The organism is Fluctibacter halophilus (assembly GCF_020687825.1).
GTDB classification, from domain to species: domain Bacteria; phylum Pseudomonadota; class Gammaproteobacteria; order Enterobacterales; family Alteromonadaceae; genus Fluctibacter; species Fluctibacter halophilus.
This window is the reverse complement of record NZ_JAJEWP010000005.1, coordinates 277,429-289,292: the sequence shown is the minus strand read 5'-3', so window position 1 is coordinate 289,292 and position 11,864 is coordinate 277,429. Positions and strand designations below refer to the sequence as shown.

10 protein-coding genes are annotated in these 11,864 nt (G+C 55.8%); 6 read left to right on the top strand and 4 right to left on the bottom strand.

Annotated elements, in window-relative coordinates; genetic code table 11:
* Positions 1–145 precede the first annotated feature (145 nt).
* Together LJ739_RS15955 and LJ739_RS15950 are read right to left on the bottom strand one after the other, a co-directional pair.
* The gene (locus LJ739_RS15955) at positions 146–550 is read right to left on the bottom strand and encodes a nuclear transport factor 2 family protein (protein ID WP_229162107.1); all 405 of its coding nucleotides are present in this window, start codon (positions 548–550) and stop codon (positions 146–148) included.
* 80 nt (positions 551–630) lie between these two features.
* Positions 631–813: a hypothetical protein gene (locus tag LJ739_RS15950; RefSeq protein WP_229162106.1), complete on the bottom strand. Its 183-nt coding sequence runs from the start codon at positions 811–813 to the stop codon at positions 631–633.
* 168 nt (positions 814–981) lie between these two features.
* On the opposite strand from LJ739_RS15950, the gene LJ739_RS15945 reads away from it, so the two are divergent.
* From LJ739_RS15945 to LJ739_RS15920, 6 genes are all read left to right on the top strand, one after another.
* Complete coding sequence (locus LJ739_RS15945) at positions 982–1,527, top strand: GbsR/MarR family transcriptional regulator (RefSeq protein WP_229162105.1); 546 nt, start codon at positions 982–984, stop codon at positions 1,525–1,527.
* Positions 1,528–1,557: 30 nt separating this feature from the next.
* Positions 1,558–2,949: a cytochrome ubiquinol oxidase subunit I gene (locus LJ739_RS15940; protein ID WP_229162104.1), complete on the top strand. Its 1,392-nt coding sequence runs from the start codon at positions 1,558–1,560 to the stop codon at positions 2,947–2,949.
* Positions 2,946–3,944 (top strand): cytochrome d ubiquinol oxidase subunit II, encoded by a 999-nt coding sequence (gene cydB / locus LJ739_RS15935; protein ID WP_229162103.1) that lies wholly within the window; start codon positions 2,946–2,948, stop codon positions 3,942–3,944. Before LJ739_RS15940 ends, cydB begins: the two co-directional genes overlap by 4 nt.
* A 111-nt stretch (positions 3,945–4,055) precedes the next feature.
* Positions 4,056–5,030 (top strand): aldo/keto reductase, encoded by a 975-nt coding sequence (locus tag LJ739_RS15930; protein WP_229162102.1) that lies wholly within the window; start codon positions 4,056–4,058, stop codon positions 5,028–5,030.
* A gap of 21 nt (positions 5,031–5,051) precedes the next feature.
* Entirely contained in the window at positions 5,052–7,148 is a 2,097-nt protein-coding gene (locus tag LJ739_RS15925) for an alpha-amylase family glycosyl hydrolase (RefSeq protein ID WP_229162101.1), read from the top strand.
* A gap of 17 nt (positions 7,149–7,165) precedes the next feature.
* Positions 7,166–8,041, top strand: a complete 876-nt coding sequence (locus tag LJ739_RS15920; protein ID WP_229162100.1) for an SGNH/GDSL hydrolase family protein — start codon at positions 7,166–7,168, stop codon at positions 8,039–8,041.
* Here the strand turns inward: LJ739_RS15920 and LJ739_RS15915 are convergent.
* Together LJ739_RS15915 and LJ739_RS15910 are read right to left on the bottom strand one after the other, a co-directional pair.
* The gene (locus LJ739_RS15915) at positions 7,968–9,188 is read right to left on the bottom strand and encodes an MFS transporter (protein WP_229162115.1); all 1,221 of its coding nucleotides are present in this window, start codon (positions 9,186–9,188) and stop codon (positions 7,968–7,970) included. The genes LJ739_RS15920 and LJ739_RS15915 overlap by 74 nt on opposite strands.
* A 118-nt stretch (positions 9,189–9,306) precedes the next feature.
* Positions 9,307–11,718, bottom strand: a complete 2,412-nt coding sequence (locus LJ739_RS15910) for a TonB-dependent receptor domain-containing protein (RefSeq protein WP_229162099.1) — start codon at positions 11,716–11,718, stop codon at positions 9,307–9,309.
* Positions 11,719–11,864: the final 146 nt, after the last annotated feature.

The following is an 11,864-nucleotide window of genomic DNA, read 5'->3' as shown; positions in this document are numbered from 1 at the left end:
CGCTTCCCCTGAAAAACCATGTTCTGTGTTTTCAGTTGAAATGGCAGGTGAAACGAGGGTCTGCTCAATGCACAAGAGCAGTCATTTATTGCAACATCCCGCGATGTCCACTATTCGCTCATTACTGACACCGGCATATGCGGCGCTATCCGCGGACAGTGCCCGATCCAAACACCCTGTTGACCATCTCCGTATCACAATATTCAATCACCTCGACAATCAGGCCATCGCGAACCGTGAATACCTGACAGTAGTCGTTATTGTATGGCCTGCCATCAAGGGTCTCGGCGGTCCCTTTTGACAGCACAACGACGCGGTCGCTTTCGGCGATCATTGCCTCTATTTCAGTGTGAATGCCGGCCTTCAATTGGGAGAAAAGAGGGCCGATTAGCCCTTCCAGTACGCGCGTTTTTCCTTCATAGCGCCCAGAAAAGGGGGTCGTTCCCACATCTGTCCATACCAATTCATCACTGAGCAAGGCAGTACATTTGTCCATATTCCCTTCATTGGCGAATGCAATAAACGCAGTCACACACTCTTTCGCGTCCACAGTAAGCTCCCCGGATTTTTGCTCGACAATAACACTGTAGAATACTGTGCGGAAAAACGGCCAGTTTTACGTTCATCGCCCTACTCCCCCGTTCTCATGTGCTGGGTACACATCGCCAGCCAGCCTTTGGCATAGGCGCGACGGTAGGTTTGCGGATGACCGGTTTTCCAGGCGTCAACACTGTCGAATTTTCGGGCGATGGCCTGACATTGGGCCAGACTAATGCCCGGATGACGTCGTCCTATCCCCTTAATGCCGAACATATTATCTCCAAAACCTGCAACCCTATCTCCCAGCATGGAAGGGCTTGCCCCTTGCGTCAATACCCGGCGACAGCACAAAAACAAGGATTTTTCCTGCCAGACATTGCGCCGGATCAAATAAACATTTATTATTTTCAGAAATTACTGAAACTTTAAAAGGTTCTGAAAATGCAAATGACACCCATGATCGAATCCTTCGTCATGCACTTTGGCGAAATGGGCAGCCGTTGGGGGTTTAACCGCACTGTCGGGCAGATGTATGCCCTGTTGGTGGTCAGTGATGAACCGTTGAGTGCCAACCAGATTGCCGAAGCCCTTAACATCAGCCGGGGCAATGTCAGCATGGGCCTCAAAGAGCTGCAAGGTTGGCGTCTGGTGCAGCAACAGCACTTTCCCGGTGACCGCAAAGACTATTTCCAGGCACTGGGCAGTATCTGGGACATGGCCCAGCGGGTGTTTGAAGAGCGTCGCAAGCGCGAAATCGACCCCACCCTGAGTGTGTTGCGCGACCTGCTGCTGGACAAACCGGCCAACGCACAGGAAGCCTACGCCCAGTCTCGTCTGAAAGAAATGCACGACCTGCTGGAATCCATCACCACCTGGAGTGAAGAGCTGCAGCGGCTCAGCCCTGAGAAGCTCAACACCCTGATGAAACTGGGCTCCGGGGTAGGCAAGGTACTCGACATGAAAGACAAGCTGGTCAACAAACGCTGATTTCTCATTTTCTGGCCTGGGGAGGTAACCATGGCTGACGTATTCATGTTGTCACGCATTCAATTTGCCGCCAACATCAGCTTTCATATTCTGTTCCCAACCATCACCATCGCGCTGTGCTGGTTACTGTGCTACTTCAAGGTCCGTTTCCATCTGTCCGGTCATCCGGTGTGGATGCGGATTTACCGTTTCTGGGTCAAAGTATTTGCCCTGACCTTCGCTCTGGGCGTGGTCAGCGGTATCACCATGTCGTTCCAGTTTGGTACCAACTGGCCCGGATTTATGGAGACCGTGGGCAACATTGCCGGGCCACTGCTGGGTTATGAAGTACTGACCGCGTTTTTCCTCGAGGCCACTTTCCTCGGCATTATGCTGTTCGGGATCAACCGGGTACCACCCTGGGTGCATACCCTGGCCACCTTTATTGTCGCCATCGGCACCTCCTTGTCAGCGTTTTGGATCCTGGCCCTTAACTCATGGATGCAAACCCCCACCGGCCATGAAATCATCGACGGTGTGGTGCATGCCAAAGACTGGTGGGCGATCATTTTCAATCCCTCATTCCCCTATCGCTTCGCCCACATGCTGATCGCTTCCGGCCTGACCGCCTGCTTCCTGATGGCGGGTATCTCAGCCTATCGGATCAAGCGAGGCGACAATAAAAAGGCACCGCAGCTGAGCCTCAAAACCGCATTAACCGCAGCGGCGTTGTTGGCGCCCTTACAAGTGTTTGTCGGCGACCTGCACGGATTGAACACCTTTGAGCATCAGCCGCAAAAAGTGGCCGCCATGGAAGGGGTATGGGACACCACCGAAGGGGCGCCTTTACTGTTGTTTGCTGTGCCGGATGAAACCGAGCGCACCAACCATTTCGAAGTGCCAATTCCCAACCTGGCCAGTGTGATCCTGACCCACGACCCCAATGGCACGATTCGAGGGCTAAACGAATTCAAGGGCGAACACCCGCCGGTCAAACCGGTGTTCTACGGTTTCCGGCTGATGGTCGGGCTCGGCCTGCTGATGCTGGCCATGGCCTGGCTAGGCAGCTTCTACGCCTGGCGCAAACCGGCCATGCCGGGCTGGCTGCTCAGTGGCCTGGTCGCCATGACCTTCAGCGGTTGGCTGGCCACCCTCGCCGGCTGGTACGTGACCGAAGTGGGCCGACAGCCCTATCTGGTCACTGGCATACTGAAAACCGCCGATGCGGTCACCGATGTGCACCCCGGTAACGTGTGGCTCTCCCTGAGCGCCTACCTTACTGTGTACGCGGTGTTATTGGTCGCTTATATCCGAACCCTGTTCCTGATGGCCCGACGCTCGGTGGAAATCGAAGAAATTCAGCCCCATGAACATGACAATCCATTCCGTCAGGCCCGTCCGGCGGATACCGCACCTCTCGCTCAACCTGGAGGCTCAAAATGATCCCGGATTATGCCCTTGCTGACATTTTTGCATTCTTGATGGCTCTGTCCGTGTTGGTATACGCCATTCTGGACGGTTACGATTTGGGTGTGGGTTTGCTGTTGCCGATGAACAATGAACAACATCGTGACAAGATGATCGCCTCCATCGGTCCGTTCTGGGACGCCAACGAAACCTGGCTGGTGCTGGCCGTGGGACTGTTGCTGATCGCATTTCCAACCGCCCATAGCTACATCCTCAAAGCCTTGTACCTGCCCGCCGCGGTGATGCTGATTGGGCTGATTTTGCGCGGTGTGGCGTTTGATTTTCGCGCCAAGGTTCGCCCCGGCCGCAAACGTACCTGGGACCATGTGTTCAAAATCGGCTCATTGCTGGCCACCGCCAGCCAGGGCTATATGCTCGGTGCTTATGTGATGGGGTTCGAGCAATCCCTCGGCGCCATCATCTTCTCACTGCTCAGTGCGGTGGGCGTCACCATGGCATATATCCTGATTGGCGCCAGTTGGTTGATCATGAAAACCGAACAGGATTTGCAACAGCGGGCCATCCGCTGGGCTACCCGGGCCAGTATGGTCAGCTTCGTGGGTATCCTGGCGGTGTGTGTGGTCAATCCGCTGATCAACGAGCAGGTGATGAGCCGCTGGACCACAGCCCCCAGCGCCTACCTGTTTGCCATGATCCCGGTGCTGTGTTTCATGTTTCTGACCCTGCAGGTTCTGGTGTTACGTCGCCTGCCGCTGGCCAACGATGAAGGCTGCTGGCTGCCATTCGTATTAACCACCCTGGTGTTTTTGACCTGCTTCGCCGGCCTGGGCGTGAGCTTTTATCCCTATGTGGTGCCCGGCGTCATGACCTTCACCGAGGCGGCCAGTGCACCGGACTCACTACGATTTATCCTGTATGGTGCGCTAGTGGTGATCCCCTGCATTCTGGCGTACACGGTGTTTTCCTACCGGGTATTCTGGGGCAAAGTGCGCGATCTGACCTACTATTGATGCCTGATCAGAGGCGCCTGCAGAGCAGCAGGCGCCTAACGCAAACGTATGCAGTTTACTTCGGCTTAACAACCCGTACACTGGCATTACGCGAACGTCATCAGGAATCACATGAAAACGACCCTTCCACTGGCAAAGCATTTGCCAAATGTCAGCCGTCTGGCTTTTGGGTGCATGGGACTTGGCGGCAGCTGGGACAACGCCCCTGTTGATGCCGAGCACCTCAGGCAAGCCAATGAAGCGGTCGACGCTGCATTGGAAATCGGCATTAACTTTTTTGACCATGCCGACATCTATACCCGTGGCAAAGCCGAGCAAGTGTTTGGCCAGATCCTTGAGCAGCGTCCCACCCTTCGGGAAGCCATCTACCTGCAGTCGAAATGCGCGATCCGGTTCGCCGATGCGCACAACCCGCAGCGTTATGATTTTTCCAAACACTGGATCCTGCAGTCCGTGGATAACAGCCTCAAGCGGCTGAACACCGAGTACCTGGACGTTTTGTTACTGCATCGTCCGGACCCGTTGGCAGACCCCGAAGAGGTGGCTGAAGCGTTCGAGCAGTTGCACAGCAGCGGCAAGGTGCGTCATTTCGGTGTATCCAACATGCACATTCACCAACTGCAGTGGCTACAGCATCATCTGGACATGCCACTGGTTGCCAATCAGATAGAGATCAGTTTGTTGCGTCACGACTGGCTCGACCAAGGGGTGCTTGCAGGTACGCCACAAAGCCAGCATGTCGGTTTTGTGCCCGGCACGATTGAGCATTGCCAGCAACACGGCATACAGCTGCAGTCCTGGGGCAGCCTGTGTCAGGGACTGTTGTCCGGCCGTGATGTTCAGGATCAGCCCGACACCGTCAAGCAAACCGCCGCCAAGGTCACTGTCCTGGCCGAGCACTACGACGTCTCCCGGGAAGCCATTGTTCTGGCGTTCCTGACCCGTCACCCGGCCGGTATTCAACCGGTGATCGGCACCACTCACACCTCACGCATCCTGGCCTGTGGCGACCTTGAAAAGGTCACCCTGAGCCGCGAACACTGGTATGAATTGTATCTGGCGGCGCGCGGTCGCGCCTTGCCCTAACCGTTATAAAGGAAAAACTTCATGAAACGTTCATTGACGGCCATTGCCACCCTGAGTGTTTTGACGTTGCTGGGCTGTTCGCCGGCAACCCGGGACGACCAACGATTGGCCCAGGTGCCTGCCGCCGAGCCGGATACCGCGACGGACATTTACCAGGATTACCTCAACCGCGATGTACGCGACGATGTGTTCTACTTCGTCTTACCGGATCGCTTCAATAACGGTGATGTCAGCAATGACAACGGCAACCCGGACAAGCCCATTTCCTACGGCGGGCTGGACCTGACCTCCAAGTGGGCCTTCCACGGCGGTGATATCAAAGGACTGGAGGAAAAGCTCGACTATCTGCAAGACATGGGGATCACCGCCATCTGGATGACCCCAATTCTGCGCAACAAGGCGATTCAGGAAGGCGGCTTTGCCCATCATGGCTACTGGATTGTCGACTTCACCGAACTGGACCCCCATTTCGGTACCAACGCCGAGCTCAAACAACTGATTGACGCCGCCCACGAACGGGGCATGAAGATCTTCTTCGATATCATTACCAACCATACCGCAGACGTGATCCGCTACACCGAATGTCACAACCCGGACGGTAGTTTCATTGCCGGTGAGCCAGGCTGTGCGTACAAGTCGATGGAGCAAGTGGCGGCGGGTGACACCTACACCCCCTTTGTGCCCGAACAGGAAGCGTCGGTGAAAGTGCCTGAATGGCTCAACGACCCGGCTTATTACAACAACCAGGGAGACAGCTTCTGGGAAGGGGAAAGTGCCATCAATGGTGACTTTGCCGGACTGGATGATCTGAACACACGGGATCCCAGAGTGGTCGACGGCTTCATCGACATCTACAAAAATCTGATCACCGCGTTCAAACCCGACGGCTTCCGTATCGACACCGTCAAGCATGTCGACATGTCATTCTGGCAGAAATTTGGCCCCGCCATCGTCGAGCATGCCCAGGAACAAGGGATCCCCCAATTCCATATTTTTGGTGAAGTGTATGACCCGACTGCGGAAGTCCTGAGTCGATATACCACCGAAGGCAAATTACCCTCTGTGCTGGATTTCGGCTTCCAGCGTGCTGCGGCCAGTGCCTTTGTTGAAGACAAAGGTGCCGACGCAGTGGCCAAGCTGTTTGCCGATGATGATTTCTACAATGACGCCGACAGTCAGGCGGACCTGCTGATGAACTTCCTCGGCAATCACGACATGGGGCGCCTCGGTCACTTCATTGACAAAGCCAACCCGGACGCCTCAGAGGAAGAACGCCTGGCACGCGCCAAACTGGCCCATGCGTTCATGTTTTTCTCCCGTGGTGTACCGGTTATTTACTACGGTGACGAGCAGGGCTTTACCGGCGATGGTGGCGACGTCGATGCCCGCGAAGACATGTTCCCGTCACACGTGGCGGTCTACAATGACAATCAGCTGATTGGCACCAACCTGACCACCGAAGCGGCCAATTTCGACCCGACTCACCCACTGTACAACACCATCCAGACCCTGGCGGAGGTACGCAAGTCTCATACTGCACTGCGTCGCGGCATCACTTACATGCGTGGCAGCAGTGACGACAATCAGGCGTTTGCCATGGCGCGGGTAGCGCCAACAGCGCGCACCGAATACCTGGTGGCATTTAACCCGTCAGACAAAACCCAACAGCTGCAATTGCCTGCGTTGGCCCCCGCCTACCTGCATGTGGCCGGTGAAAACCAGTTGGAACAGGCCAACGCCACGTTGACCTTGCAGTTGCCGCCGTTCAGTTACGCGGTGTACAAGGGCAACCAGCCGTTGCCCAGTGATGCAAACCTGGCCGTGACATTCGAGGGTATCGACAAGCAGGATGATCGGGTTACCTACCGCTTTGATCTGCCCGGTGCCAAAGACAACCCGGTACCGCTGTATGTGCTCAGTGTGGAAATGCAAACGGCGTTGGGCAGCTATGAGTTGATGGGACACGATGCAACACCGCCGTATACCCTGAGCATCCACCCGGACACCCTGGCCGAGCTGCAACCCCGTGGCATGCGCCTGACGGTCAGCAACATGAACGGCATGAGCCAGTCCACGCTGGTGACTTTCCCCCGTCCGCGTAAAGCAACTCAGGACTAACCCGTTACGCACAGGTGATGGCTCGACATCGCCTGTGCGCTACCAATCCGCTATGCTGTAAGCATGTTGAGTCCACGACCATCACCATGCAGATACCCTCAGCCGCCCAACTCAACCTGTACAAATACCTGCTAGCCCCTGTGTTGCTGGCCCAGGGCCTGTATGTACGGCGAACCATTGTCGAACTGCCCGAGCCCGATGGCGCACGACTGGGCAATACCGGTCAGGGCTCGCCCCTGTCTTTGTTGATCCTGGGTGATTCTGCTGCCGCCGGGGTTGGTGTGCAGCAACAAGGTGACGCCCTCAGTGGCCACCTGCCCGCACTGCTGGCCAGTCACTATCAGGTGGACTGGCAGCTGCAGGCAGCCAGCAGTAAAACCAGTTGGGATATGCTGCCATTGATTGACCAGTGCACATTTGAGCAGTGTGATGTGGTACTGATTTCAGCCGGCGTCAACGACGTGACACGGGGTCACTCGACGGCCCACTATCTGCGAGGCTGCCAGGCTCTGGCAGACGCGGCGAGGCTACGTTGGCCTGACTGTCATCTGCTGTACAGTGCAGTACCACCAATGGGCCAGTTTCACGCCTTGCCTAACCCGTTGCGCTGGTACGTGGGTCAGCATGCCCGGCAATTGGACAGCGCACTGCATCAGTGGTGTGCCCAACACGCCTATGGTTATTTGCCGTTTGACTACAATTTGCACCCGGACTTAATCGCCGCAGATGGCTTTCACCCCAGTGGCGCGTTGTATGCCCTGTGGGCAGAACGGGCAGGCCAATGGATAGCACACCACCGGCCGCCCAAGGGACACTCTGTCAGGCCGAATGGCGATACTCGGTGGCTTCAATCTGGGCCAGACGGGCCTGGGTTGGATTGCGCCAATAGTTAAACAACAGTCCGACGAACAGCAATGCACTGAACAGCGCAGCAACCATGAAGCCGTACTTGGCGTCACCGCCAAAGGCATCACTGACCACGCCCATGATAAAGGGCCCGGCCGCTGCACCAGCGGCGGTGAAAAACAGGATCACACCCGCCACCGTGCCGTGTTCATGTTTGGGGAAACAACTGATCCCTTTGGAATTGAAGGTCGGGTAGATCACCGACATAAAGATCCCGGTGAGGGGGAACAACACCAAGGCCCAATCGCGACCGCCCCACAGGCCACCCAGATAGCACAGCAATATCGCCAGGCTGAACAGCATCAAGACCAACGCCCAGTTGAAGTGCTGCATCATCCATATGCCGACAAAACGACCGGCCGCCCGCAAGGCGAAAAACACCGATACCGCGTACATCGCCAGGGTTTGTGACGCCTCACTCTGGTAGCAGGCAAACGCCGCCGATACATCGGTGGCATCACACACCAGATAGCTGGGCATCCACACATAAATGGCGCTTTCCGCCGCCACGTACAAAAACGCGCCAATGGAAAAGCCCATCGCATAGGGATCTTTGAGCAGCTTGAGGCTACGCATCACATTGATGGGCTCGCTGGCCACCTGCCCTTGGGTATGATCAGGATAACCGGCCCGCCATGCCATAGCGATCAGCAAGGTACACATGATCCCGGCGATCACATACAGCCACTTCCAATCTACGCCCTGGCGGATCAACCAGGCCACCAGCAACGGGCCAATGATGGCCCCGACACCGAAAAACGCCTCGGCGCCATTCATGGTGCCGGTATGCTCTTTGGTGCTGCGGGAGATGTCGCCAATCAATGCCAGTGCGGCGGTTTTAAACACTCCCACGGCGATGCCCGACAAGGTGATCAGACTGAGAATAAAGCTGAAGGTGGTGCCCACCAGAAACAGGTAGCAGGACACCGCAAACAGCGCCAGTCCCAGGATAATGGTCTTTTTACGCCCGAAGCGATCAGCCAGAAACCCCAGAAACAACCCCGAAAAAGCAATCCCGATCATGAACAGCGAATGCATCAGGCTGGCCTGGGTATTGGTGACATCAAACTCGCGCTTGACCTCTTTGATGATTTCCCCCACCGAGTCAGATGTCATCGCAAACATCATGAACATCAGGTAGGTCAACCAGCGGATCAGCCGCAAGTTCTGTTCACTGTGCGCAGCACTGTTCATGCCTGTCTCCTCATCAGGGATCACACCGGACGCTTTACGTCCGGTTTATTGATGCTTATCAGAAGCGGTACTTCAGCGTAACGGACGTGGTACGTCCGTTAATGGTGCGGGCGCGGATGATGCTGTCATTGCCTGCCACTGAACCTTCTTCGGCTTCGGTAATACCCACTTCATCGAACAGGTTGTTGATGTTAACGGCCACCGTCAAGTCATCGGTAATGAAATAGTCGGCAAACACGTTAACCTGGTTATAGCCGTCAAATTCCAGATCGTTGTTGTCCTGCGCGTAAGCGTCGGTGGTGCCAATCAGGTTGGCGCCAATGCTGCCCATGTCCAGTTGATAGCGGGCGGTCAGCTGATAAATGAAATCAGCCTGGCGACGTGGCGTATTGCCGACCACTGCCGGGTTGAGATCATCCTGACTGATTTCCGCATCCGTCCAGGTAAAGCCGCCTTTCAGGGTCAGCGCATCGAGGTTATAGGCTGCTTCCACTTCAATGCCCTTGGCTTCATAGACGCGATCAAAGAACCGCTGTGACGTGGCTTCAAAATTCTGCTCTTCGGTTTCGGCATAGAAACCGGTGACAAACAGCCCCAGACCACCGTTGCGGTATTTCACACCGGCTTCGTACTGGTCAACAATATCCACCGCATCTTCGTCAGCCACACTGCCGTCGGCATTGATTTTACCGAAGGCCAAGCGGTCGGCGTTAGCACGACCACCACGGCTGATGCGGGCGAATACCGCGGTATCCTCATCAACCCGGTAGTTACCACCGATGGAGTACGAGGTGTATCCCCAGTCATAATTCACCACGCTGGCATTGGCCAAATCGATGCCTGCCACTGCCGTCTCCGGCATTGAGATCACGCCGTCACCGTTCATGTCACGACTGCTCACGGCAGCACCGGCGTAGGTACCAAAGGCATCGCCCATGTCGCGGCGTACACTGGCTTCCCAGGTAAAGTCACCGTATTCGCCGGACAAGGCCAGATAGGGCGCATCAATGTCATAACGAATGTCGTAGTTGCGCTGACAGCAGTTACCCCAGTAAGGCACACCGTAGGCATACAGGCCGTTATCTGAATAGGATGTACCATCCTCGCCGACAACGTTGAGTAACGCGGCATTGTCGCCCTTCACTTCCATCAGGTAAGAATTCCATAACCAGCTCATGCTGATGTCCTGACGGGCTTTGTAGTACCCCAGGGTCAGTGAGACGTTGTCGAAATCCCGCGACAGCTTCAAATCATTCACGTAGGAGCCAAAGTCGCTCATTTCCACGTCGAAGGTGTGGGTGCGCATCACCAGACCGTTGCCAGTGTTGTCGGTAAACGCAGTGCCCTGCGACGGTCCGTTGGCGTACACCAGGGTTGCTCCGCTACCACCAATGCTTTCGGCAACACTGCTGGCCGACGCCACTTCGGCAGGAAACGGAGAGACAAAGTTGCCCTTCATATCTGATACCCGGAAGCGATTGACCAGGGTCCAGTGGTCGGAGACATCAAAATTGGCTTCAAAACCAATACTGGTGACCTGCGGGTTCATGCCATTGGCCATATCACCGCGGCTGATCTGGTTATCACCGTTGAGGCGCACGGTTTGTTGCAGATACGCCGAGTGGGGCGTGTCAGACTGGGCGTCAAAGCCAGCAATGGAATCGCCATTGGCATACATTGGCATCGGCAGATAACCGGTGGCTTTGTCATCCAGGTGTTTGAAGTAAACACGGAAGTAGCCACTGTCAAATTCCTTGGTAATGTTGGCTTTGATCTGACCACCGGAGTTACCGTTGTAGCCCGTCTCACGTGGCCCTTCCCCTTCACGGAAAAAACCACCGATGTGGAAACGCATCGAATCGCTGATGTCGCCACCGTATTCAAAATCGGTTCTCACCGAGTCGTAGTCCACGCCCACGGTTGTTGCAACGCTGCCGCCGCCAAAATCGCCGGTTTTGCTGATAAAGTTGATCACACCACCCGGAGAGTTACTGGCCATGGTGGACGCTGAACCACCGCGCACCGCTTCAATGCCGGACACCGTAGAATCGGCACGCAGGAAAATATCCGCATTACCAAACGCCACATCACCAAACTGCATCACCGGCAAACCGTCTTCCTGCAGGACCAGGAACTTAGCTCCCCCAGCCGCAACCGGCAATCCGCGAACGGCAATATTGGCGTTGCCTTCACCGCCGGTGGACTCTGAGCGGATCCCCGGAATGGAGCGGAATATTTCTGCAGTAGAACGGGGAGTGGCAACGGCGATATCCCCCTCACTCAGGGTACTGACTGAAACACTGGAGTCCATCTTGGTGGTTGAGCGGGCCGAGCCGGTCACGATGATCTGTTCAAAATCCAACGCATCGGTGTTGCTGGCCTGTTCGTCCTGTTGCTGGGCAACGGCAGAAGCCGACAATGCCATGCCAATCAGCATGGCCAATGGGGTACGGGTAAATTGCGCTTGCATAGTGTTCTCCGAATGCGTGCAACTGCTGTGACCCTTGCCTCAGCCTAGTGCACTGTCCTGGTTTTGCCAGACACCTGTGGTACCTGGGATGCTCATGGGCGATGATATTCACCGACCAACTTAATCGTTTCAGTAAAGCTAGCAAA